Genomic DNA, 23,114 nt, shown 5'->3' with positions numbered 1-23,114 from the left:
CGGGCCGGCGGCAGGGGAGCCGTCGTCTCGAAGACCGCCTCGCGGTCGAGGAGCGACGCGAAGCCACGGGCAAGTTTGAAGTCGTCGGCCTCGGCTTCGAGGTCGGCGAGGGCGTCGTCGAGGTCGGTCCGCGCGTCGCCGACATGTCGCCGGAAAACGCCGATGGCCTTCGCGGCCAGCGGGCGGTCCCCCCGGTCGGCGAACTGCGGGTGGTAGCCGCCGCACGCCCGCGACACGCGAAGCAGATCCTTCGTCAGCACGCTCGCCACGAGGTGGCCGCGGGACAAAAGCGACTCGGGCGGCGTGGGCAAGAAGCGAGCGACGGCGCGGGCGGACACCGGACGACGGCGCGGACGACAAGGTTCATTGCGTCCGCGGCGGACGCCATCGTATGGAGCGACGACGCCTCCTCGGACTGGTCGCGGTCGGCCTGTCGTCCGGCTGTCTCGGGTCGCTACCGGGCGCGACGGGGCCGCGAAACCCGCCCGAGGCACCGGCGGAGGAGCCCCGAGACACCCCGGAGGTGCCGCCGGTTCGCATCTCCGAGGTCGACTTCGAGGCGACCGGCGACGGCCGCCTCCGCGTCTTCGGGACGGTCGTCAACGACAGCGGAGCCGAGCGGATTGCCACCGTCGAAGCCCGCGTCGCCGTCCGCGACGAGGAGTCGACCCGGTCGCAGGAACTCGCCGTCCCGGCCGCCGGGAGCGCCGACTTCGCAATCGAGTTCGAGTTCGAGTACGACGCCTTCGCCAGCAACGGCGAGCTGAACGTCTCGCTGGTCTGAGGTCGAAGGCGGTCGCCTCGCCGCTTCTCCCACCGGCACCACCCCGCTCAGCGACGCCGGGCCGCGACCCGTTCTTCCGCCGTCTCGACGCTCACGAGTTCGTAGAGCGTCGCGGTTGCGCCGTCGGCCTTCGGCCGGAGGATGCGACCAAGGCGCTGGGTGAACTCGCGTTCCGACCCCGACCCTGAAAGGAGGATACCGACGTTCGCGTCGGGTACGTCCACACCCTCGTCGAGCACGTTGGCCGCGACGACGGTGTCGTAGGTGCCGTCGCGGAAGCGGTCGAGGATTTCGCGGCGCTCTTTCGTCCCGGTTTCGTTAGTTATCGGCGGGACGAGGAAGCGCCGCGAGATGCGGTAGACGAGGTCGGTCGAGGCGGTGAAGACGATGACGCGGTCCTCGCGGTGTCGCGCGAGCAGTCGCGCCAGTTTGTCCACCTTCGCCTCGGAGTTCATCATCACGTCGCGGGCGCGCTGTTTGGCGAGGAGCGCCTCCCGCGCTCTCGGGTCGTTCCCCGAGCGCATCACGAGTTTCTGGTAGTCGCTGCCCGACTGCATCGACAGCCCCGAGGTGCGCAGGTAGTTCACGAACGTCTCCTGTGCCGCGTCGTACGTCTCGCGCTCGTCGGCCGTCAGTTCCACCTCGATTCGACGGACCTCGTAGTCGGCGAGGTGGTCGCCCGCCAAGTCGTCCACGTCGAGGCGGTACACCCGCGGGCCGACGAGTTCCTCCACGCGCTCGTGTGCACCGTCGGGGCGCTCGAACGTCGCCGTCAAGCCGAGGCGAGCAGGCGCGGCGAGGAATCTGGGGATGTCCTGGTATCCCTCCCCGCCGAGGTGGTGCACCTCGTCGAAGACGACGAAGCCGAAGTCGCCGCCCACGTCGTCGGCGCGGAGATACGCCGAATCGTACGTCGAGACCGTGATGGTCTCCTGCGTCTGCTCGCCGCCACCGAAGCGCCCGACCGGCACGTCGAACTCGGTTTCGAGTTCGCGTATCCACTGGTCCTGTAAATCGATGGTCGGCACGACGACGAGCGTCGGCACCGAGCGGGCGACCATCGCGGCGACGGCGAGCACCGTCTTGCCCGCGCCGGTCGGCAGTTCCACGACGCCGCGCTGCGTCTGCATCGAGCCACGCGTCGAGGGCGGCCCGCTGGTACTCTCGGAGGTCGTAGGTCGTCGAGAGCGAGAGGGGGGAGTCGAGCGCGGCCGCGACTCGGTCGTCGTAGTCGACGCCGGCCGCGTCGAGCGCGTCCCGAACCGCGGCGTACCGCATCGCGGGGGCGCGATAGCCGCCGCTTCTGGGGTCGGCTTCGACGCTCGGAACGTCGGCGAGGGCGGCCCGAACGTCGGCGTCGCCCTCGGAGCCGTCGCCGCCAGTTCCGACGTGGACGGTGCCGTCCTCGAAGCGGAGGGTCGTCACTACCGGCGCGTTGGCGGGGCGCGGTGATAAATCGACGGTCCCGCGGTGGGCGGTCGGGGAGGGTCGAGGCGGTGCCACGAGGGTCCCGCCCTCGCCGATCTCGGGCCGAAGGTTCAAATCCGATGGCGGGGCTACGGACGTGTATGAGCGACGACCTCGACGACGCGGTCGCACAGTTCCTCAGCGACTACAACAGCGCGATAAAGGAGTACGAGAAGGGCTACGTCGACGCCGACGCGACGCTGTCGGTCATCGACGCGCACATCGACGAGTTGCGAGAGGCGCGGGAGTAGGTACGAGAGGCGAGCGAGGAGAGACGCGAGAACCGAGAGCGGAGCAGAGCTACTCCCCGATGAGCCCGCGAATCCGCTCGACGTATTCCGCGAACTCGCTTTCGGTCCGCTCGCGCGGGCGGTCGATATCGACCGAGACGATTTCGCGGACGCGACCGGGATTCGCGGCCATGACGACCACGCGGTCGGCGAGCGTGACGGCTTCCTCCACGTCGTGGGTGACGAACAGCACCGTCTTGTCCGTCGCCGCCCAGATGTCGAGCAGTTCGCCGTGGAGCATGTCGCGGGTCTGGGCGTCGACCGCGCCGAACGGCTCGTCCATGAGGAGCAGTTCGGGGTCGACCGCGAGCGCGCGGGCGATGCCGACGCGCTGTTTCATCCCGCCGGACAGCTCTTTGGGGTAGGCGTCGGCGAAGCCGTCGAGACCGACGAGTTCGAGCATCTCCGTCACGCGTGCCGAGCGTTCCGGCTCCTCGACGCCCTGTTCTTCGAGGCCGAACGCGACGTTCTCGGCGACAGTTCGCCACGGGAACAGCCCGTACTCCTGGAACACCATGCCGCGGTCGGTTCCGGGACCGGTGACGGGCGAGCCGTCGAGGGTGACCGCGCCCGACGTGGCGGCTTCGAGGCCGGCGATGATGCGGAACAGCGTCGTCTTGCCACAGCCCGAGGGGCCGACGATACAGACGAACTCGCCGTCCTCGACGGCGAACTCCACGCCGGAGAGGGCTTCGACCGTCCGCCGGTCGGACGCGTAGGTTTTGCCGAGCGAGTCGACGCGGACCGTCGCGGTCTCGTCGGGGTCGGCCGCGGTCGTGTTCGCGGACGCATCCGTATCCGCGTTCGCGTCGCCGCTCATGCTCTCCACTCCAGCACCCGCCGTTCGACCCGGCGGAACAGGCCGTCGCTCACGAGGAAGACGATGCTGATGACGAGCATGTAGGCGACCGACACGTCCATGGCGAGGTTCTGCGCCGTGTTGAGAATCTCGTAGCCGACGCCGACGCCGACGATGAGTTCGGCCGCGACGACAATCATCCAACACTGGCCGATGCTCGTCCGGATGCCGGTCATGATGGAGGGGCTGGCCGCCGGGATGACGACCTTCCGAATCATCGTCCAGTCGTCGTCGACGCCGAGGGTCGCGGCGACCTCCTTGAGGTCCTCCGAGACGCCCTCGACGCCGCCGTAGGCGCTGTAGAAGTTAATCCAGAACGAGCCGATGGCGACGATGAACGTCGCGCCCTGGTGGTTGACGCCGAGCCAGATGACGGCGAAGCCGATCCACGCCAGCGGCGGAATCGGGCGTAGGAGGCGCGTGACGGGCGTGAAGACGCTGTCGACGCGGGTGTTCCAGCCCATGGCGACGCCCGCGAAGACGCCGAGCGACGTCCCGATGAGCAGGCCCGGCACGTAGTGGTAGAGGCTCTGAATCAGTTTGACCAGCAGTCGAGTCGCCGGGAGTTCAACGCCCGTGAATGGAATCGACAGCGAGGCCGGCGCGGTGAGTTCGACGACGAACGCGGCGAGCACCTCGACGGGCGAGGGGAGGAGATACGTCGGCTGGAACAGCGCGGCGACGTACCAGACGGCGAGGAAGCCGACGAAGCCGGCGACCGCGAGCCCCGTCTGTTCCGAGGAGAACCCCGCGAGTCGGTCGAGCAGTCGCTCGTCCGCCTCGGTCTCCGAGAGGGTGACGCCCGCGCCGACTTCGTCGTTGCTCATAGCGAGTCGTAGATACCGTAATCGAACATCTCGTCGATGCTCAACTGCGCTTCGGTCTTCCCGAGCGTCTGGGCGTAGTCGGCGAAGATTTCGGCCCCGCCTTCGATGTCGTGCGGGTCGGTGATGAAGTCGGACGCGGGGGAGTCGAGCGCCGCGCGGGCGGTCTCGACCGGGAGCGCGCTCTCGCCGATGACCGAGCTCGCGTGCTGGGCGGCGCTGTCGGGGTTGTCGGCGACGAAGCTCGTCGCCTGCCGGTGGAGTTCGACGAACTCCGTGGCGAGGTCGCGGTTGTCCTGCCGGAGGCGGTCGTGCATGAGCGTGACCGCCGCGGGCTGGCCGGGCATGAAGTCGCCCGCCCACGCGATGGGCTGGAACGGCGCGTCGTTGGCCTCGATGACCGTCGGCACGGGTTCCATGATGCTCGTGCCGTCGACGTTGTTCGAGAGGAGCGCCTGCTGGACCGCGGCCGCGCCGCCGAGGCCCTTGACGTTCACGTCCTCCTCGGGGTCGAGGCCGAGCGTGTTCTGAATCCAGTAGCGGAGCAGGATGTCCGGGACCGAGCCCGGCGGAAAAGTGCCGAACGTGAACTTGCGGCCCTTCTGCGCCTCGAACTCGGCGAAGGCCTCCTTGCCGTGTTCCTCCCACAGGGCGGCGAACTCGTCGGTGGCGAGAATCTCCATCGCGTTCTTGATGTTCGCCGCGGTGATTTTCGCGGGGATGCCCTTGTCCATGACGATCATCGCCGGGACGATGCCGAACATCATCACGTCGAAGTCGCCCGTCGCCGACGCCTGCACGATGCTCGGACCGTCGGAGAACTTCTTGCCCGCCACAGGGACCGAAAGCTCGTCGAACAGCCCCTCTTCTTCCATCACGAAGTACTGCATGTCCGGGTAGATGGGCATGTAGGCGACGTTGAGTTCGTCCAGCCCGCTCCCGCCGGACCCGCCGAGACAACCCGCGAGGCCGGCGGTCGCCGCGAGTCCGGACCCCTGCAGGAAACGTCTACGGCTGATCGACGTCGAACGTGGTGCCTCTGTCATTGTCCTCGTTACGAATCAGCGCCTTATTCCGGGCGCGCACCCGGTAACGATAGACGCGGTAGATGACACTCGAAGAGTCGTTGAAGTCCCCATTACGGCCGCATTCCGGGTTAGAAACGCGTTTTTTGCGAGACTTACGCCTCCCAGATAGCGGCATTATCCTCCGACAAATCCCCTCGGTCACGTCACGGAGTCAACGGGTCGGCGGCGACCGTGCGTGGGAAGAACTATCCCGAACGGCGACACCGGATAGGATATGACGCACTTCTCCGACCGGGTGGAGCGCATCTCCATCAGCGGCATTCGCAAGGTGTTCGAGGCGGCTGGCGAAGACGCTATCAACCTCGGGCTGGGTCAGCCCGACTTCCCGGCCCCGGACCACGCGCGACGGGCGGCCGTCGAAGCCATCGAGGCCGGCGAGGCCGACGGCTACACCGGGAACAAGGGCCTCCCGAACCTGCGCGAGGCCATCGCCGAGAAGCACCGCCGGGACCAGGGCGTCGACCTCGACCCAGACGACGTCATCGCCACGGCCGGGGGAAGCGAAGCACTCCACATCGCTATCGAGGCGCACGTGAACGAGGGCGACGAGGTCATCATCCCCGACCCCGGCTTCGTCTCCTACGACGCGCTCACCAAACTCGCCGGGGGCGACCCGGTTCCGGTCCCCCTCCGCGACGACCTGACGCTCGACCCCGAGGCGGTCGAAGACGCCATCACCGACGACACCGCGGCGTTCGTCGTCAACAGCCCCGGCAACCCGACGGGCGCGGTCTCGCCGCCCGACGACATCGCCGAGTTCGCCCGCATCGCCGACGAACACGACGTGCTCTGCATCTCCGACGAGGTGTACGAGTACACCGTCTTCGAGGGCGAACACCGCTCGCCCATCGAGTTCGCCGAGACCGACAACGTCGTCGTCGTCAACTCGGCCTCGAAGCTGTTTTCGATGACCGGCTGGCGACTCGGCTGGGTGTACGGCTCCACCCGCCGGTCGAACGCATGCTCCGCGTCCATCAGTACGTGCAGGCGTGCGCCTCCGCACCGGCGCAGTTCGCCGCCGAGGCCGCGCTCAGCGGCCCGCAGGACCGCATCGAGGAGATGACCGAAACGTTCCGCGAGCGCCGCGACATCGTCGTCGAGGGGCTGGAGGACATCGGCCTCACCGTCCCGTCGCCGGGCGGCGCGTTCTACGTCATGCCCGAGGTCCCCGAGGGCTTCGTCGACGAGTGCATCGACCGCGGCGTGATTATCGTGCCCGGCGAGGCGTTCGGCGAGCACGGCCGCGGCTACGCCCGCCTGTCGTACGCGACCGATACCGAGTCGCTCCGCGAGGCCATCGAAATCATGGGCGAAGCGTACGAGGCGGTCGTCTGAGGCGCTCACACGTCACGGGCCAGCGGGGAACCTTCGGGGCGGGCGTCGACGCAAACCGAGTCACCGACCGACGAACCCCGCGACCAGCACCGTCGCGTACGCCAAGAGCAACAGCCCGCCGAAGAGCCCCGCGGATTCGAGACCCATGTTCGGGTAGACGACAGAAAACAGCGCCGTCGAGACCGCGTCGACGAGCATGCCGGGGACGACGAGCAACACCGCGGCCTCCCGCCGCGCGCCGCCGGACAGCCCGCGCCACCGGAAGACCCCGACCGCGAGCGCCCACATCACGGGGACCGTCAGCGCGAACACGACGGCCGTGACCAGCGGGCGAGAGGGGACCAACACGAGTTGGCCGACGACGCGGAAGACGAGTCCGGCGACGAGGGCAATCGCCAGCCCGACGCCGAGCAACACCCGCGTCTCGGGCAGCGGGAGCCGGCGGGCGTCGGCCTCGGAAACCTGTGAACCGATTGTCATGCATCCCGTACGCGGGCAGGGCGTATCAGCGTTCGTGCCGGCCACAGGATATTATGTCACCCCGGCATAACGATTGGTCGAATGTCAGTACTCTCGACCGCCGACGAAGGGAAGTTCCTCATGGACGAGGAGGCCGAACAGATCGGAATCGTGACCGAAGTCGACGCGGACGCCCAAGTCGCGTACGTCGAACCCGACCCGGACCTCGCCGAGGCGGTCCTGCAGGGCCTCGGCTTCGGCGACGCCGACGGCGACGACATCGAGGTCCCGGCCGAGTCGGTCGAGACGGTCACCGACACGGAACTTCGCGTCGCAAAGGACCTCTGAGCCGGGGACGAATCCTGTTTTCCGCCGTGAATCTCGACGCGTGAGCCGCGCGACAGTCGAACTGGTGGTGCGACTCCGCATTCTGTGTTCGGTCGACTATCGGTGACGTGGGATATCCAATTCTGTATAGCGAAATTTGATTTACGTGTGGCGTGGCAGACGAAGTACTGACCGAGGACAGACAACGAAATCCGGCAGAAAAGACGAACCGCTGACAGTTACTTCGCCGTCGAGACGATTTTGATGACGTCGCCCTCTTCGAGTTCGTGATCTTCGGCGATGCGGCGTTTCGCTCGCGCGTCGACCGCGTGGAGGTAGCCGTCGCCGATGTCGGAGTGGACCGCGTACGCGAGGTCCCGCGGCGTCGACCCCCGCGGGAGGAGGAAGGCGTCGGGGAGGACGTTGCCCGTACCGTCGGTCCACTTCGACTCGTTCTGGACGGGGTAGACCGTGATGCGGTCGAGCACGTCGTAGACCGCGGTGTCGATGGCTCCTGCGTCCCGGTGCCGCCGTGTTCGCCCATCAGGTCGCGGATTCGTTCGAGGCCCTTCCGCTGGGCGCCGCTCACGTCGCCGACGAGTTCGAAGTCGTCGTCGCCGGGGTGATAGTCGATGATGCCCGCCTCGCGGGCCCGCCGGAGCGCGAGTTCGCCATCCGCCGTGGCGGCGATGACGGGCTTTCCGGTCTCGGCGAGTCGTTCGAGGTTTTCCGGGGGCGCGATATCCACCTTGTTGGCGACGAGGACGATTGGCTTGGTCCGCTGGCGAATCGCGCGGGCGAGTTCGACGCGGTCAGCGTCGTCCCACTCCCTTGGGTTCGGCGAGTAGTCGAGGTCCCGCAGGACGGCGGCGATGTCGAACTCGCTCGCGCCGACGCCCGTCAGGAGGTCGGCGAGGGCGTCATCCATGTCGAAGTCGGGCGACCGCGACTTGCGGACCACGGACTCCCAGTTCTTGTGGACGATGCCCGCGAGCCACTGTTCGAGTTCCTCCTCGATGAAGTCGACCTCCTCGACGGGGTCGAAGCTCCCCACCTCGACGGGTTCGCCCTCGGCGTTCGTCCCGCCGGAGGCGTCGACCACGTTGACGATGGCGTCGGCGTTCGTCAGTTCGTCGAGGAACTGGTTGCCGAGGCCGCGGCCCTCGTGCGCGCCGGGAACGAGGCCGGCCACGTCGACGAGTTCGACGGCGACGTAGCGGATGCCGTCCTCGCAGTTGCCGCAGCGCTCGTCGCGGTCGAGACAGGGACAGCGGGTGCGAGCGTGCGTGACGCCGCGGTTCGCGTCGATGGTCGTGAAGGGGTAGTTCGCCACGTCGACCTCGGCGAGCGTCGAGGCCGTGTAGAACGTCGATTTGCCGGCGTTCGGCTTGCCGGCTAACGCGAGAGAGAGCATGGCTCGACGATGGTCGCGGACGCGGAAAAACGCTCGCGTACGAGGAAGCGCGAGCGACGGCGAGCGACGAAAGAGAGACCGGCGCGCAGTCAGTCCGTCAGTCGCCTGAAGGCGGCGCGGCCGGCGAGCACTACCCCGCTCCCGAGAATCGCGAGGAGGCCGCCGAAGACGACGAGGTACGGAGCCGCGTAGGCGACGGCGACGACGAGCGCCCGCAGGGCGACGAACGCGCCGTTGACCGACTCGGAGAACGCCTGTAAGACCGGCGTGTCGTACCACTGCGCCGGGCCGGGCGGTCGCTCCGACAGCGAGACGCGGACGGTCGAGAGGGCGACCCGGTCTTCGAGCGACTGCTTCTGGGCTTCGAGCCGCTCGATTTCGGTCTGGACTTCGGTCAGGCGCTCTTCGACCGCGAGCACGTCCTCGGTCGTGTTGGCCGACTCGTAGAGGTCGCGGAGGCGGTCGCGCTGGGCGCGGAGGTTGCTCAACCGCGCTTCGATATCGACCAGTTGGTCGGTCACGTCCTTCGAGTCCGTCTCGACGCGTTCGACCTCGCCGAGGCCCTTCATGTCGGTCATGAACGCCGAGAAGTCCTCGGAGGGGACGCGCACGACGAGTTGACCCGAGCGGTAGGTGCCGCCGCTCCGGCGGTTGACGTACTCGTTGGAGTCGCTGACGTAGCCGCCGTAGGATTCGGCGGTCGATTCGACCGCGTCGCGCGACTCGTTGAACTCGTCGACGGTCAGTTCTATCTGGCCGTTCCTGATGACCGCCCGCCGCTGGGCCTGCGGGAGGTCGTCGCCGCCCGTCTGTTCGGCCTCGGTGGAACCGCCCGCGTCGGCGGCGAGAGACACGCTCTCCGACCCGCCCGCACCGCCGTCCGCCGCGCCGCCGGTACACCCGGCGAGGACGACGAGGAGGGCGACCGAGAGAAGTTTCAGTCGATTGTCCATAGGCGACACTCTCGACGTGAAGGAATAATCGTTGGGTAGGCACAAACGGCGACTGTTGCTATCGCGGCGCACGGGTGGCCGCAGTCGCTCGGTCGGTTCCGACGCCGACTACTCGGCCTCGCGGGGGAGGTTGTCGCGGTGGATGCGCATCTCGCCGCGGGCGCGCATCGTGCCGTCGACGTGCGCACCGGCTTCGAGCACGAGGTCGTTACAGGACACGTCGCCGAGAACGCGCGCGTCCTCGTGGATTCGGACCTCGCCGTTTCGCGTGGTCACGTCGCCGTGGATGCGCGTCCCGCTCCCGACGACGATATCGTCGCGGGCACGGAGGCTCCCGAAGACGTTGTCGTCCTCGGCGAGGTCGATGGACTTCGCGCGGATGTTGCCGTGGATTCGGCAGTTGGAGCCGACGTGTGCGGGCGTCGAGACGCGCCACGCGTCGTCGGAGACGGTGGCGTTCCGGGGAATCACGAGCGGGTCGTGCGGCGACTCGCCGGAGAGGGTTTCTGCGAGTTCGTCGGCCGCCTCGTCCTCGCCGAGCCGAAGGAGCTGCGAGAGGACGATGAAGTAGAACACGAGCGTCGGAATCGGGTTGCGGATGACGATCCAGCCGTTTGCCTCGAACCCCTCTTCGATGTCGACGTCGTCGCCGATGTCGAGGTCGCCCGAGACCATCAGGCGGCCGGCGATGTGAACGCGCTCGCCGAGGTAGGCGTCGTTGCCGACGAGGACGTTGCCGGCCACGTCGTCGAGCATGTCGAGTCGACAGTCGGCCTCGGCCTCGATGTCGCCGCCGAAGGTGACGCGCTCGCCCGCGAGGACGTTCCGTCCGCGGACGCCGAACTCGACGGTGCTCTGCCCGCCGACGACGACGTCGCCGTCGGTGACGAGGTCGTGTTCCTCGACCGTCGTCCCGTCGGGGATTTCGAGCGCATCGAGCGGGTCCGTACCCAGTGACACGCTCCGAACCAACACCCGTGCCGTAATAAACCGTCCGCAAGACGAGCGTCAGACGCGACGGAGGCGGCCGGTTTCGCGCCGACGACGCGTATTTAACTACGCGCGGGATAGAACGAGAGGTATGACGATTCTCTCTTTCGACGACGACGGCGTAGACGTGGTCTACGAGGGAACGGAGTTCCGCCTCGAAAAGGCCCTCATCGAGGAGGCCATCGGGAAGTCCTACCCCGACGTGACCGACCACGAAGTGCTGAAAATCGTCGAGAAGGAACCCGCTCTCTCCGGCGAACCCCGGCGCGTCCGCGACATCCTGAACTCGTCGTAACCGCCGCCCAAAACTCCGTTTCTCCGCGTATCGCTCTCGAATCACGCGCTCCAAGCGCGAACTCAGAACCGAAGCCGTTCTTCCAGACAGACTTTGACGATGGATTTCCCGATGGCCGCGCCGCCGGCGAAGGGGTCGAGTTTCGTCTCGCCCGCGCGCTCGCGGTAGGGGATGGGGACTTCGGCGATGTTGTAGCCGCGCATCGCAGGGCGGATGAGGAGTTCGGCGGACAGCCCCGTGTTCTCGGTCCACTCGATATCGTGGAGGAGTTCGCGGCGGTACGCCCGCATGCCGGTGGTCGTGTCGTGGACGGTCGCGCCCATGAGAACGCTGGCGAGGCGGGCGAACGCGACGTTGCCCGCGCGGTTGAGTCGGGGCATCGTCTCCGCGCCCGTCGTGATTCGGTCGCCGGAGACCACGTCGTAGCCGTCGTTGATGAGGTCGAGGAACTTCGGGAGATACTCCATCGGATAGGTGTCGTCGCAGTCCGTGGTGACGACGACCGGCCGGTCGGACGCGAGCACCGCGGCCTCGACCGCGACGCCGTACCCCTGCGGCTCCTGTTCGATGACGCGCGCGCCCATCTTCCGGGCGATTTCGGGCGTCCGGTCGTCCGAGCCGTCCACGCAGACGACCTCGGCGCGCCCGTCGGTAATCCGGTCGATGTCGGCCAGGACGGCCCCGATAGCCTGCTCTTCGTTGTACGTCCCCATCACGACCGCGAGGTCGTCGAAGGTGAACTCGGTCATTGGGCGGGGTTGTCGACGGCCGCTCTTGAGCGTTTAGGTTTGCCAAAACCGGAGGCGACGCGAGCGCCGGCGTTAGCTGAGCCCGCGGGTGTCGGGCTGGTCTTCCAGCTCTTTGGCGTGGTCGACGAGGTAGTCCATGAGGCGGGTCGCCGACGCCTCCACGTCGTCGAGTTCGTCGCTGGACTGCCCGCTGACGCGGACGGAGAGTTCGTAGAGGTCGAGTTCGACGTGCGGGACGGTCTCGTCGCCGTTGCCGTTGCCGTCGTCGCGCTCGTCTGTACCGCCGTCCGCCGCCTCGACGGCCGCATCGGCATCGACTGGCTCGTCGCCGTCGGTCGGCTCAGTCGCCTCGGCCGCGTCGGCTGGCGAGGTCGAATCGGCGGTGTCGTCCGCCTCGGGGTCGGCGTCGGGGTCGTCGGTCATGTGCGGCGCGTCGCTTCGGGGGATGAAAAAAGCGCGGGGTTCCGTCACGCTCGCTCGGGTCGGCTGTCGTCCGGCCGCGGGCGCGAGCGAATCAGGCGACGCCCGACTCAGCCGAGTTCGGCGTCGAGTCCCTCGCAGGCGCGGTCGTGGAGGCGTCCGGTGACGGTCTCCATGAGGCGTTCGAGGTTGACCGCGTCCTCGCGGTTGTACGAGACGAGCGTATCGAGCGACGACCGGTCGCCGCGCTCGTACTCCCGCCAGAGTCGGACGGCGTCGCGCCCGGAGATGTCGGGGCGGTCGCGGTCGATACCGACGTCCTTCTCGATTTGTTTCAGCCCGCCGGTGAGGTCGAGCGTCCGGCACGGGTACATCAAATCGACGTGCGGAACGTCGATGGAGACGTCGAACGAGGTTTCGAGGAACGGCACGTCGAAGCGCGCGCCGTTGAACGTCGCGATGAGTTTCGCGTCGACGAACTGCTCGCGGAGGGCGGCGGCGGTCAGATCCTCGCCGCTGACGAGCGTCGTGGTCTCGCCGTCCTGATGGAACGAGACGGTCGTCACCGAGTCGCGCTCGGGAGAGAGACCGGTCGTCTCGATGTCGAAAAAGCACGTCTCGTCGCGGAAGTTCTCGTACAGTCGCCAGCGCTCGCCCGAGGGGAAGCAGTCGTCGAAGAACCGCGAGTCGCCGTCGTCGAGGTGGGCGGCGGCGTCGGCGATGAACGTCTCGATTCGGTCGCCCGTCTTCGCGCCGACGAGCGAGGCGTCGAACTCGTCCCAGTGGGTCGACCCGGCCCGCCAGAGGTTCCGCTCCGTCCGCTCGCCCACGCCGCGGACGGGGATGAAGCTGTTCTCGATTCGCATGTCCGACAGGGGGGCGTCGGCGACCCTAAATGCGTCGTCGTGGGTCGGCGGCCGCGCTCCCGGCGCGCTCCCGCACTCCCCCGCCGCGGGCGTTTTACCCGCACGGCGCGAAGCCGGGGGTATGTGCGGTCGCTACACGCTGTTTACCCCACCGGAGGAACTCGAAACGCGGTTCGACGCGACGCCGACGCGCCCGCTTTCGGCGCGGTACAACTGCGCGCCCGGCCAGGAACTCCCGGTCGTGACAAACGACGCGCCGGAGGAGTTCCGCTTCCTGAAGTGGGGACTCGTCCCCTCGTGGGCCGACAGCGCGAGCGTCGGAAACGACCGAATCAACGCCCGCGCGGAGACCGTCCGCGAGAAGCGGAGCTTCGCCGACGCCTACGAGGCCCGCCGGTGTCTCGTTCCCTCGGACGGTTTCTACGAGTGGGTCGACCGCGGCGGGGACAAACGGCCCTACCGCGTCGCCTTCGAGGACGACCGCCCGTTCGCCATGGCCGGCCTCTGGGAGCGATGGACGCCCTCGACGAAACAGACCGGGCTCGGTGACTTCGGAAGCGACGGCCCCTCGCGCGAACAGGAGCCGCTGGAGACGTTCACCGTCGTCACGACCGAGCCGAACGGCCTCGTCTCCGAGCTACACCACCGAATGGCGGTCGTCCTCGCGCCCGACGAAGAGGAGACGTGGCTCCACGGCGACCCCGACGAGGCGGCGGCGCTCCTCGACACCTACCCCGACGACGAACTCACGGCGTACCCCGTCTCGACGCGGGTGAACAGCCCCGCCAGCGACGACCCCGAGCTGATAGAGCGAGTCGAAGCGTAGCGCGTCGGGTGAAATCGTCGGCGCTCGGCCGTCTCGACCATTTCGACGCCGGCCGAGCGGGTTCGACGGGACGCGACTGTTCCGAAATCGGGTGAGCCCGAGAACAGGAATTGGGTATAGCGAGATGCGATATACGAGTCTCGAATCGGACAATCGGCGACCGGGCAGAGAGACCCGAATCTCCGGAGATTTGGCGACTGAGCCGCGTTGACGCAGAAAATCGGCACTCCAGCGGTCGATAGCGTTTGAGCCTTCTCAGCATCACAGCGCGACAGTCGCATCACGCTCCCGGTCGGGGGTGTATCGCAGTCGAGAGTACACAGGTGCATCGCCGGCGAGTCCGGTCGTGCAGACGGAGTACGCCATCGCATCCGGGATTCGAGGCAGTCCGTTCGAACGAGTCACCGGCCGAGAGACGGTTCGTTCGAACGGATCGTCCGCCGAACGAGTGAGTCGTCGAATCCGGCCGTGAGCGAGACACCGAAACCCCGAACTCACGGAGCCGGTCAGGACGGCCACAGCGCGCTCGAACGCCGCTTCACCTGAGAGGGAGCCACGCCCCGAGTTACTGTTCTCACCGCGAGGAGAGGGCTGTGAAGGCGTCAAAAGAGAACGAATCGAGCCGGCAAAGACCTCGGTTGGGTTCGTCTTCGAGTGCATTCGGAACGGCGTCACCCGGGTGGTTGCGTGTTCGAATCAGACAACACTCACCGAATTTCTTCGAAATAGAACACGCATAATAGTAGATAGAATCAATTCGAAACGAAGGTCTGTCCGGCGACACATATTCGGAGTAGAGTGGCAGATATAATCGGTGAAAAATACCGGGTTCATTTTAGTTGAAATATAGCCGTTCGAGAGAACACAGATGACGCGTCTACAGCGAGTATATTTCTGAGAAAATATACAGAAATTATAGACAGAATAGTTCGTATCTCGTTGAGAGAAATAAAACGGGGGCAAAACCAGCGCTGTCCAAATTATATAATAATTCAGTGAAATTATGTATGAAATAACGAAACTCGTGTAAGTGGTTCTTCCATACGTTACTCCAGGGTAAACAAGGTGAGAACCCCCATCCAAAATTGGGTATCCATAACAAAAATGAGGAGATGCTGCGCGTGGTTTGTCCTATCGAGAGCAACAAAAATCAGCCGAGTCTCAAATTCGCTCGAAACGCCCGAAATCGACATTCTCCGGCGAAATCTAATATCCTGAATACTACATGCAAATTGCCGAAAATACGATTGTAGTATTCAGGATAACTCAGATTCGCCGCCGAAAATACGCATGTACTGCTCAGGATAATCTCTCTTATTCTGGACTGTGCCGGTAGATTGAATATCGACCCCCGTGTCAACCCGTTCATGAGCGACGAGGCCGACCGCGCGACGGTGCAAACCTACCTCCCGGCCCACCAGAAGGCCATCTGGAAGGACCACGCGGACCGACTCGGGATGAGCCAGAGCGAATTTGTCAGAACGATGGTACAGGCCGGTCGGCGCGATTTCGATGTCCCTCCGAGAGGCGATAAAGCGACCACAACCCCCGGGGTCGAAGGGGTGGAAACAGGTCTCCAGAACGACGGTTCGAATCAGGATGAATTGGGTGAAAATAACGACGGGTTCGAGGCCCGGATCGTCGAGGCGCTCGCGGGCGATTCGCATCGATCGTGGGACGACCTCGTCGCGGCGCTGACCGACGACATCGAAGACCGCCTCGAATCGACGCTTCAGGAACTGCAGTCGAGCGGCCGAGTCGTGTACAGCGGGCGACACGGCGGCTACACGCTGGCGGAGCGCGATGGCCGCTGAAAACCCCGCCGAGGCGGAAGACCCCGTCGGCTACTTCCTGCAGGATATGACCTATCACGGGAAGACAGACCGGACCCGCGACGCCTACGAACGCGTCCTCACGGGCGTTCGAGGTCGTTCCTCGGCGACCCCTCGCGGAACCCCTCGGGGACCGCTCGGTCGGTCGGCGACGCGACTCACCGCGACTGCATGGCGTGGATACACACCCTTCGAAACCGGGATGTCGCGCCGAGCACGGTGGCGACGTACGCCTCCTACCTCCACCGGTTTTACGCCTACATGGCGCAGGTCGGCGCGTTCGACTCCAACCCGATGAGCCTCGTGATGGAGGAGATGGACGAGCGAATCGACACGAACCCCGCCCGACGCGAGCTCTCGGTCCCGCAGATGCGGGAGTTCGTCCGCGGAATCGCCCATCCGCTGGAGCACGCGCTGGTAGTCACCCTCCTCAAAACCGGGATGCGCGTCGGCGAACTGTGCAATCTCGACCTTCGAGACGTGTCGTTGTCGGTGGATACACCCCTCTCCGGTGTATCGACTCGCGCCGCCCTCGACGGTCGCGGGCCGTCGATGTACGTCGCCGCCGACCCGAGCGTCGGGAGCATTACAAACGGCGAGGAGCGAACCGCCTCGAACAAGCGAAAGCGGTCGACGGTCGTCCCGGTCGACGACGAACTGGAGGACGTTCTCCTGCGTTGGCTAGCGGTTCGTCCGGATTCGCCGTCACCGGCCGAACCGCTTTTCGTCGGCACCGCATCGGGCTGGGGTCGTCGGCTGGACCCCGACGCCGTCCACCACGTCGTCACCTCTCACGCCGCCGACGCCGGCTGGTACCGGGCGGGCGGCGACCGCGAGGAAAACGTCACGCCCCACTACTTCCGGCACTTCTTCACGACCCATCTCCGGGACCGCACCGGCGACCGCGGCATCGTCAAGTACCTCCGCGGCGACGTGGCCGGCGACATCATCGACACGTACACCCACAACTGGGGCGACAGAGTGCGCGAAACGTACGAATCGAACATTTACTCGCTCCGCTGAGGAGCGTGATAGCTGTTCGAAGTGCGACTTGTAAACTGTATATCGCTATATCGAATTGGAGGGTTCGAACCTATCGTTTGACACCCGTCGCCTCGGTTTGGACGGGGGGATCGTTCGGGAGTACGGAGACGCTGACGACGGTCATCGTCGGTCGTCGGGTGCCGAAGTAGGCGTCGTAGGCCGACTCGATGGCGTCGATTCGGTCGAGGTCCGTCGTGTACACCGTGGTCCGAAGCATCGTCCAGTCGGGTCCCGAGCGTTCGGCCACCGACTACACGCGTTCGAGCGCGCGGGTGGTCTGGCCCTCGACCGACCGAAGCGCGTCCGCCGTCTGGTCCGGTTCGGGAAACTGCTTGTCGTCGCACTCGACGACGCCGACGAAGTCCTGTCGGCGGTCGTCTGTCACGCGAGGCGTCTCCTCACCGCCGTCTACGACGACCCGCTCACCGCCTCGGAACAAGAGAGGAAATCGTTGGCTGTTGGACAGATAATTCCTCCCGGTACCCAGCATGGTCTAGCCTCGATAACGGCTCCGACTGGGAGTCCCACAATGGCGATATCGCAATGCTAAGGACTCAGTAAGGTCATAATCAACACGATAGTAAACCATGAATAAACGAATTGGAATCGCGGTAGCTATCGGGGTCATTAACGCGGTTATCGTCTATTTCAATGGATACTATCTACTGAATTTGTCTATGGATGCTGAAGGTCCCCGACGCCTCCTGTACAATTTCCTTCAGATATTCGGCATGTTTGTCTTGGGCGCAGGTTCATCTTATCTACTTCTCCGATACAAGCTGATACTCCCGGGGATGCTGACCATTGTATTCACATCCTACAGCCTCTACGATCACTTCTCACCCTCCATGGAGAGTTTCACACCGCTTTACCTCGGTGTCTGGTTCGTGTTCGTCGTCTTCGTTGGCATCGTCGCCATTTTCGAGTATGGCATCCGAAGAGGACTCTCCATCTATCCACCGAACCCGCTGATATAGAACTGAAGTTCTGCTTCGTTTTGTGCTCGGTTAGACCGTCAATTCGGTCTCTACCTCCGGCGACGCGATGGCCCGCTTGACGGTCTCTGCGGCCGGCGTCGCCTCCGCGACGTTCTCCATCAGGACCGTCTCGCTCGGGAACAGGTGTTCGCCGAGGACGAGGCCGTGTTCGCGCGCGGTCGACCCGGTCATCGTGAGGTAAACGCCGATACCGGTCTCCGCGATGGCGGCCTCTTCTTCGGGCGCGCCGTTCGGATACGCGAACGTCACGTCGTCGAGACACCGCGTGCCGAGGACCGCCTCCACGAGGCGCTCGTAGCGCGGCGAGATACACAGGTCGCCCGCGTAGTCCGCGACGAAGTCGCGGTCGAGTTCGGAGCCCGGCGGGAGGAGTTCGGGGTCGGCCATGAGCGTGTGATACACCGTGTCGCCGAGCCCGGAGACGACCCGAACGTCGGTGTCCATCGGGTCGATGCGGGCGTTCACGTCCTCGATGCTCCCGAGGCCCTCGGGCCGGAGCTTGACGACCTCTTCGAGGACGAGGTCGGCGCTGTCGAAGCCGAGGCCGAACTCGTGGGTCCGGAGGGCGCGGAACGGCTCCTCGCGGCCGACGAGGTGGATGTCCACCCCGTCGATTTCGAAGACGACGCTGTCGAAGACGATGCGTCGCGGCATCCCGTCTCGGTCGTCGCGCAGGAGCGTGAACTCCGGTGCGGCCGGGTCCGAGAGGTCACTGTAGTCCGCGAGTCGCTCGTACACGTCGCGTTCCGGATGGGTATGGCCCTTCGTGACCGACTTCTCGTATCGGAGTGTCGAGGTGATTTCGTCCGCCACCTCGGCGATGCTCTCGGTCGTGGCGAACCGTTCGAGCACCGCTTCGAGGGGGCGACCCTTTCGCGGAACAGCGACGCGCACCGTCTCTGTCATCATCGGAACGTCGGGGCGGCCCGCTAAACAGGTTGCGCTTCGGGAAAACGTCTCTCGGGAAAAAGCTCGGAAGCGCTACTCCGCGTCGTCGGTGTCGCCGTCGTCGCCGGCGGCCGGGCCGCCGCCCATGCCGGTGCCGAACGCGCCCGCGAGGCGCTCGCGGAAGGTTTCAAGTTCGGCGACGGTGTCGTTCAGCTCCCGGATGTCGTCGCGCAGGGCCTCGATTTCCTCGTCGGCCGCGGCGTCTTCGACCCGCGATTGAACCTCCGCGAGGCGGTCATCGAGAGCCTCGCGCGTCTCCACGATGTCCCCGTCGAGTTCGGCGATGTCCTCGCGGATGTCGCCGACTTCGGCGTGGAGCGTCGAGGCCTGTTCGGTCGCTTCGGCGGCACTGTTTTCGGCCCCTTCGAGTCGGTCGACGGTTTCGTCCAACCGACCGGCGATGTCGTCGAGGCGCTCGCGGACCGTCACGAGTTCCTCCTCGCGCTTGGCGAGCGTCTCCTCGACGCTGTCGAGGCGGGCGGAGCCGGCGTCGATGTTCCGCGAGGCGGTTTCGAGCCGCTCGTCGTGGTCCTCGAACCGGCCGTCGTGGTCGTCCAGTCGGCCCTCGACGGCCTCGAACTGCTCGTTGTGGGATTCGAGCCAGCCGTGGTAGTCGTCGAGCGTGTCGTCCGCGGTTTCGAGGTCGGACGCGAGGCCTTCGAGACGGCCGTCGTGGTCGTCGAGGCGGCTCTCGGCGTCGGCGACCCGCGTGGCGACGCGGTCGGAGCGCTCGTCGACCGTAGCGATGGTCTCTTCGGCCGCGTCGAGCCGGGAGGCCGCGTCGTCGACCGACTCGACCGCGCCGTCGACCATCGAGTCGAGGGCGTCGAGGTCTTCGCGGAACGCGGTCATCTCGTCGCGGAACTCGGAGACGAGTTCGTTCCCGGTCCCCTCCTCGTCGATGAACTCGGCGAGCGCGTCGGAGTACGCCGCGAGGTCCTCCATCTGCGACTGGAGGCGGCGGATGCGAACGTCGGTGCTCCGGCGCGTCTCGGCGTCGACCGCCTCGCGCAGGACTTCGATGTCCTCCTCGTCGGCCGCGCCGGACCGAATCTCGGCGGCGAGCGCCCCGACGAGGCTGTCCGCGTCTGGTGCGGGCGCGCTTCCGGACGTGGCGGCGTCGGCGTCTTCGGTGACTTCAGCCTCGACCTCGGCATCGACATCTGGCTGTTCGAGGTGCGCGGTGACGGCCGGCGCGGTGTCGGTGGCGACCGCGCGCGGGCCGGTCGGTTCGGCGGTGTCGTCGGCTTCCGCGTCGGCGTCGAGAACGTCGTCGTCGGTTTGGCTGACCTCGTCGGCCACGTCGGTCTCGTCGGTCTCGTCTTCCTCGACGTCTCCGCCCTCGAAGGCGGCCGCGAGGTCGTCGTCGGTCGGCTCGTCATCGAGGACTTCCGTGCTGTCGGACGCCGCGGGAGCCGCCTCGGCTTCGACGGCGGCTTCGGCCTCCACGGCGTCAGCGGCGTCAGCGGTGGGTTCTTCGAGGACGACTTCCCCTTCGTCCTCTCCGTCCGCGTCGGCCTCACTCTCCTACGTCTGGTCGTGGAGCGGTTCGCGGTTCCCCGCGAGCACGTCCCGAACGAGCTGACTGCGGTCCTCGCCGAGGATGTCGTCGATGTCGTCGGGGTCGATGCCGCCGTCGACCGGGATGCGTTCGAGCGTCGGCTCTTCGAGGAAATCCGTCTGGTCGTGGCCGTCGGTGATGCGGATACCGTAGACCGTCACGAGTTCCTCGCCGGGGTCGAGCGTCCGCTCGTACTCGACGCGGTGGTCCTTGTAGGCCGTCCAGTTGTCGCTCTCGAACTCGGGGTGGAACCCGACGCTCTCCATCGGGAACGACTCCGGAATACGGTCGATGACCCGGATTCGGGTCGCCTCGTCTCGCGTCGAACTGATGACGAACTTGATAGCGGGAACGGGAAACTCGTCGGCGGCGAAGGTCTTTTCGACCGTGACCTCGCCGTCGGAAACCGATGTAACCCCTTCGGACTCGCGGCTCATGGCCGCCACTTTCCCGACATCCATTATAAAACAACCGGGGGCCGCGAGTCCGCCCCGCCGCGGTCTCTCGATTCGACCGTTTCGACGCGGTGACTGTCGGTCGGCGGTGACTGTTGCGGGGGCGGTCGCCGCGCGAAAATCAGTTCGGACGCGACCTCAGAGGTCGACGCGGTCGCCGATTTCGACGAGGTCGAGCGAGCGCGGGGCCTCGAAGCTCTTTGCGTGGTGGTGCAGCACCTTCGGGTCGGCAGTCATGCCCTTCCACATGTCCCAGTGGGTCGGGACGAGGCGGTCGAGGTCGAGGTCGCCCGCGGCCTCGATAATCTGGTTTTCGTCGTTGTACCACTTCGTTCGAATCGGCTCGCCCGTCTCCTTGTCGGGGATGTTGCCGATGGTCCCGAACGCGAGGATGCCGAGGTTGAGGTCGTAGCGCTCGCCGATGTCGGCGAACTCCTCGGCGGGCTTGGTGTCGCCGCCGTGGATGAACGTGCCGGACTCGTGTTCGAAGACGTAGGCGACCGGGTGGCTCGCGTCGGGGTCGTAGGCGGGCTCGACGTGGACCGTGAACTCGCCGATTTCGACGCTGTCGCCCTCCGTGACCTCCTCGAACTGGTCCTCTGAGAGGTCGTAGTCATCGAACCACGCCTCGTCGTCGTAGGCGACGGCGAGCGAGTCGTCGGGGGCGACGAACGTCGCGCCCGTGTTCTCGAGGATGGGTGCCTGACTCGGGCCGTGGACGTGGTCCGTGTGCTCGTGCGTGGCGAGGACCGCGTCGGCCTCGGTCACGTCCTCGGGGTCGAACGGAACGGGAATCATGCGGACCGTCCGCGGCGGGTCGCCGATGCCGACGTACGGGTCGACGAACAGCGTCGTGCCCTCGCTGCCCTTGATGACGAACCCGTTGCATCCCAGATACCAGATGGCCACCGTCTCGGGGTCGGCCGACTCGACCGCGCGCGGAAGCCAATCGCTCCAGTCGCTGACTGTCATAGAGACGTGTCCTCGCGCGGGGGGACTAAGCGTTGCGCTCTCCCGCGTTCGACGCGTCGCGAGAGCCACCTCCGTTCCGTGACACCGCCACCAGCGCGTCCCGGAATTCGGAGAGATTTCCCGAATATGTGTTGAAATACCATAGAACGCAATAGAATCGGGAGGTGTATGCGGTGTATAAGGTAGTACCCCGACAAGATATTTAGTGTAGGCACTCATGGCATCAAATACCATGCCAAGGACCCACAAACAAACGGCGAACTTCTCGTCGATGGCTCGGACGATGCGCGCGTGCAGTGCGTGGGAAGCGGTTTCCCCGCTGGACGACGACGCATGGCGAACAGACGAGTTCTGACGCGACCGAGCACTCCGCGTCCGACCCGGTCGGGCGACGTGGCCCCGCACTTATCTTCTTCGACGCGGTCCGATACCTCATGTCCATAGCGACCAGTCACGACGACGAGCGACGAGCAGACACCACAGAACGCAGAGCGGGAGGCTCGCCGTGCGCGTGAGCGTCATCGGCGGCAGCGTCGTCCCCGCGCCGGTCGAAACACTCGCCGAAGATGTGGGTCGCCTGCTCGCTCAGCGCGGTCACACAGTCGTCTGCGGCGGTCTCGGCGGCGTCATGGAGGCGGCCTGCCGCGGCGCGAAAGACGCCGGCGGCACGACCATCGGCGTCCTCCCGGGCGAGGACCGCGACGAGGCGAATCCCTACGTCGATATCGCCGTCGCGACCGGTCTCGGCCACGCGAGAAACGCGCTCGTCGCCATGAACGGCGACGCCGTCATCGCCATCGACGGCGGCGGCGGAACCCTCTCTGAAATCGGCTACGCCAACGTCTTCGACCGCCCGACGGCCGGGCTCAGAACCCAGCAGGTCGGCTCGCTCGACGGGTTTGAACCGTGCGACTCACCGGAGGCTGCCGTGGCGTTCATCGAGGACGCGGTCTGAGAATCGGGCCGTGCCGCGCTACGCGCCCGCGACGCTCCCGTCGCGTTCGACGCAGTCGCGGAGCAGATCGTCGACGACGGTCTCTCGGAACGTCTCCCAGTCGGTCGTCGACGTCCAGAGCCGACCCGCGTCCGTGGGTTCGAGCGCGTCTCGGCCGCGTTCCCGCTCGCGCGTCGTGACGAACCCGTTCGCGGTGAGCCCCTCGACGGCCACGTCGAGCCGCGGTGCGAGCGCGTTCGAGAGCCGCTTTTCGAATCGGTCGCCGGTCACACTATCGCGAGCGACGCCCACGCAGAACGAATCGAAGGCCGACCACGTCTCCTCGTCGCGCGCGCCGGCGACGATACCGTGGTGTTCGGCGCGCTCGCGGAGTTCGGCGGCGACCGCGCGACGCGTCCGCTGG

The 23,114-nt window shown here is 66.2% G+C and carries 23 protein-coding genes and 7 pseudogenes; 12 read left to right on the top strand and 18 right to left on the bottom strand.

What is annotated here, in order from left to right; genetic code table 11:
- Positions 1-260, bottom strand: a 260-nt coding sequence (locus ATB1_RS18175; RefSeq protein WP_128081509.1) for a DUF790 family protein, incomplete at its 3' end; no start/stop codon positions are given.
- 131 nt (positions 261-391) lie between these two features.
- Here ATB1_RS18175 and ATB1_RS18170 point away from each other — a divergent pair.
- Complete coding sequence (locus ATB1_RS18170) at positions 392-784, top strand: hypothetical protein (RefSeq protein ID WP_042666220.1); 393 nt, start codon at positions 392-394, stop codon at positions 782-784.
- A 47-nt stretch (positions 785-831) separates the two neighbouring features.
- On the opposite strand, the pseudogene ATB1_RS18165 reads toward ATB1_RS18170, so the two are convergent.
- Positions 832-2,209: pseudogene (locus ATB1_RS18165) on the bottom strand (DEAD/DEAH box helicase).
- A gap of 143 nt (positions 2,210-2,352) precedes the next feature.
- Between ATB1_RS18165 and ATB1_RS22620 the strand changes: the two are divergent.
- Positions 2,353-2,502 carry a hypothetical protein gene (locus tag ATB1_RS22620; RefSeq protein ID WP_188423697.1) on the top strand — a complete coding sequence of 50 codons (150 nt, stop codon included), beginning with the start codon at positions 2,353-2,355 and terminating at the stop codon, positions 2,500-2,502.
- A 49-nt stretch (positions 2,503-2,551) separates the two neighbouring features.
- Here the strand turns inward: ATB1_RS22620 and ATB1_RS18160 are convergent, their stop codons facing one another.
- From ATB1_RS18160 to ATB1_RS18150, 3 genes are read right to left on the bottom strand one after another with little or no spacing between them, the layout of a single operon-like run.
- A complete protein-coding gene (locus ATB1_RS18160) occupies positions 2,552-3,370 on the bottom strand; it encodes an ABC transporter ATP-binding protein (RefSeq protein ID WP_042666218.1) in 819 nt (272 codons plus the stop codon).
- Positions 3,358-4,227, bottom strand: coding sequence for an ABC transporter permease (locus ATB1_RS18155; RefSeq protein WP_042666216.1), 870 nt, complete (start codon positions 4,225-4,227; stop codon positions 3,358-3,360). The genes ATB1_RS18160 and ATB1_RS18155 overlap by 13 nt, the downstream gene beginning before the upstream one ends.
- Positions 4,224-5,270, bottom strand: coding sequence for an ABC transporter substrate-binding protein (locus ATB1_RS18150; protein ID WP_042666214.1), 1,047 nt, complete (start codon positions 5,268-5,270; stop codon positions 4,224-4,226). Before ATB1_RS18150 ends, ATB1_RS18155 begins: the two co-directional genes overlap by 4 nt.
- A 256-nt stretch (positions 5,271-5,526) precedes the next feature.
- Here ATB1_RS18150 and ATB1_RS18145 point away from each other — a divergent pair.
- Positions 5,527-6,647, top strand: a pseudogene (locus ATB1_RS18145) (pyridoxal phosphate-dependent aminotransferase).
- Between the two features lie 60 nt (positions 6,648-6,707).
- On the opposite strand, the gene ATB1_RS18140 reads toward ATB1_RS18145, so the two are convergent.
- Positions 6,708-7,127 (bottom strand): DUF5367 family protein, encoded by a 420-nt coding sequence (locus ATB1_RS18140; RefSeq protein WP_042666212.1) that lies wholly within the window; start codon positions 7,125-7,127, stop codon positions 6,708-6,710.
- A gap of 81 nt (positions 7,128-7,208) precedes the next feature.
- Here ATB1_RS18140 and ATB1_RS18135 point away from each other — a divergent pair, with 81 nt between their 5' ends.
- Entirely contained in the window at positions 7,209-7,454 is a 246-nt protein-coding gene (locus ATB1_RS18135) for a hypothetical protein (RefSeq protein ID WP_042666210.1), read from the top strand.
- A gap of 218 nt (positions 7,455-7,672) precedes the next feature.
- Here the strand turns inward: ATB1_RS18135 and ATB1_RS18130 are convergent.
- The 3 genes and pseudogenes from ATB1_RS18130 to ATB1_RS18120 form a co-directional block, all read right to left on the bottom strand.
- Positions 7,673-8,847 (bottom strand): annotated as a pseudogene (locus tag ATB1_RS18130) (redox-regulated ATPase YchF).
- An 89-nt stretch (positions 8,848-8,936) separates the two neighbouring features.
- Complete coding sequence (locus tag ATB1_RS18125; RefSeq protein WP_042666208.1) at positions 8,937-9,800, bottom strand: DUF4349 domain-containing protein; 864 nt, start codon at positions 9,798-9,800, stop codon at positions 8,937-8,939.
- A 108-nt stretch (positions 9,801-9,908) separates the two neighbouring features.
- A complete protein-coding gene (locus ATB1_RS18120; RefSeq protein ID WP_042666226.1) occupies positions 9,909-10,760 on the bottom strand; it encodes a polymer-forming cytoskeletal protein in 852 nt (283 codons plus the stop codon).
- A gap of 121 nt (positions 10,761-10,881) precedes the next feature.
- Between ATB1_RS18120 and ATB1_RS18115 the strand changes: the two genes are divergently transcribed.
- Entirely contained in the window at positions 10,882-11,085 is a 204-nt protein-coding gene (locus tag ATB1_RS18115; protein WP_007274390.1) for a DUF5800 family protein, read from the top strand.
- Positions 11,086-11,147: 62 nt separating this feature from the next.
- Here ATB1_RS18115 and ATB1_RS18110 read toward each other — a convergent pair whose 3' ends face one another.
- The 3 genes from ATB1_RS18110 to ATB1_RS18100 form a co-directional block, all read right to left on the bottom strand.
- Positions 11,148-11,834: a dolichyl-phosphate hexose transferase gene (locus ATB1_RS18110; protein WP_042666207.1), complete on the bottom strand. Its 687-nt coding sequence runs from the start codon at positions 11,832-11,834 to the stop codon at positions 11,148-11,150.
- Positions 11,835-11,906: 72 nt separating this feature from the next.
- Positions 11,907-12,257 (bottom strand): hypothetical protein, encoded by a 351-nt coding sequence (locus ATB1_RS18105; RefSeq protein WP_042666205.1) that lies wholly within the window; start codon positions 12,255-12,257, stop codon positions 11,907-11,909.
- 107 nt (positions 12,258-12,364) lie between these two features.
- The gene (locus ATB1_RS18100; protein WP_042666204.1) at positions 12,365-13,120 is read right to left on the bottom strand and encodes a ribonuclease H-like domain-containing protein; all 756 of its coding nucleotides are present in this window, start codon (positions 13,118-13,120) and stop codon (positions 12,365-12,367) included.
- Positions 13,121-13,241: 121 nt separating this feature from the next.
- On the opposite strand from ATB1_RS18100, the gene ATB1_RS18095 reads away from it, so the two are divergent.
- A complete protein-coding gene (locus ATB1_RS18095) occupies positions 13,242-13,946 on the top strand; it encodes an SOS response-associated peptidase (RefSeq protein WP_042666203.1) in 705 nt (234 codons plus the stop codon).
- 261 nt (positions 13,947-14,207) lie between these two features.
- Here the strand turns inward: ATB1_RS18095 and ATB1_RS21845 are convergent, their stop codons facing one another.
- On the bottom strand, positions 14,208-14,606 hold the full coding sequence (locus ATB1_RS21845; RefSeq protein WP_128081508.1) for a hypothetical protein: 399 nt from the start codon (positions 14,604-14,606) through the stop codon (positions 14,208-14,210).
- A gap of 707 nt (positions 14,607-15,313) precedes the next feature.
- On the opposite strand from ATB1_RS21845, the gene ATB1_RS18085 reads away from it, so the two are divergent.
- On the top strand, positions 15,314-15,760 hold the full coding sequence (locus ATB1_RS18085; protein ID WP_042666199.1) for a DUF5805 domain-containing protein: 447 nt from the start codon (positions 15,314-15,316) through the stop codon (positions 15,758-15,760).
- Positions 15,750-16,801 (top strand): annotated as a pseudogene (locus ATB1_RS18080) (tyrosine-type recombinase/integrase). Before ATB1_RS18085 ends, ATB1_RS18080 begins: the two are co-directional and overlap by 11 nt.
- 70 nt (positions 16,802-16,871) lie before the next feature.
- Here the strand turns inward: ATB1_RS18080 and ATB1_RS21200 are convergent.
- A complete protein-coding gene (locus tag ATB1_RS21200) occupies positions 16,872-17,069 on the bottom strand; it encodes a RidA family protein (RefSeq protein WP_052368142.1) in 198 nt (65 codons plus the stop codon).
- A gap of 99 nt (positions 17,070-17,168) precedes the next feature.
- Between ATB1_RS21200 and ATB1_RS24630 the strand changes: the two are divergent.
- Both ATB1_RS24630 and ATB1_RS18070 read left to right on the top strand, forming a co-directional pair.
- A pseudogene (locus ATB1_RS24630) lies at positions 17,169-17,258 on the top strand (ArsR family transcriptional regulator); the annotation flags it as partial.
- Positions 17,259-17,499: 241 nt separating this feature from the next.
- Positions 17,500-17,799: a hypothetical protein gene (locus tag ATB1_RS18070; RefSeq protein WP_241768346.1), complete on the top strand. Its 300-nt coding sequence runs from the start codon at positions 17,500-17,502 to the stop codon at positions 17,797-17,799.
- A 30-nt stretch (positions 17,800-17,829) separates the two neighbouring features.
- On the opposite strand, the gene ATB1_RS18065 is transcribed toward ATB1_RS18070, so the two are convergent.
- The 3 genes and pseudogenes from ATB1_RS18065 to ATB1_RS18055 all read right to left on the bottom strand — a co-directional run bounded on the left by ATB1_RS18065 (position 17,830) and on the right by ATB1_RS18055 (position 21,756).
- Positions 17,830-18,726 carry a hypothetical protein gene (locus ATB1_RS18065; RefSeq protein WP_042666224.1) on the bottom strand — a complete coding sequence of 299 codons (897 nt, stop codon included), beginning with the start codon at positions 18,724-18,726 and terminating at the stop codon, positions 17,830-17,832.
- 75 nt (positions 18,727-18,801) lie between these two features.
- A pseudogene (locus ATB1_RS18060) lies at positions 18,802-20,766 on the bottom strand (hypothetical protein).
- Positions 20,767-20,922: 156 nt separating this feature from the next.
- Positions 20,923-21,756, bottom strand: a complete 834-nt coding sequence (locus ATB1_RS18055; RefSeq protein WP_042666195.1) for an MBL fold metallo-hydrolase — start codon at positions 21,754-21,756, stop codon at positions 20,923-20,925.
- Between the two features lie 232 nt (positions 21,757-21,988).
- Between ATB1_RS18055 and ATB1_RS23990 the strand changes: the two genes are divergently transcribed.
- Both ATB1_RS23990 and ATB1_RS18045 read left to right on the top strand, forming a co-directional pair.
- The gene (locus tag ATB1_RS23990; RefSeq protein WP_277813244.1) at positions 21,989-22,111 is read left to right on the top strand and encodes a hypothetical protein; all 123 of its coding nucleotides are present in this window, start codon (positions 21,989-21,991) and stop codon (positions 22,109-22,111) included.
- Between the two features lie 150 nt (positions 22,112-22,261).
- The gene (locus tag ATB1_RS18045) at positions 22,262-22,711 is read left to right on the top strand and encodes a TIGR00725 family protein (RefSeq protein ID WP_042666191.1); all 450 of its coding nucleotides are present in this window, start codon (positions 22,262-22,264) and stop codon (positions 22,709-22,711) included.
- 18 nt (positions 22,712-22,729) lie between these two features.
- Here ATB1_RS18045 and ATB1_RS18040 read toward each other — a convergent pair.
- A pseudogene (locus tag ATB1_RS18040) lies at positions 22,730-23,114 on the bottom strand (hypothetical protein); the annotation flags it as partial.

It is taken from the genome of Haloferax sp. ATB1, from assembly GCF_000730175.1.
The sequence above is the reverse complement of the archived record's forward strand: the minus strand, read 5'-3'. Positions and strand labels throughout refer to the sequence as shown.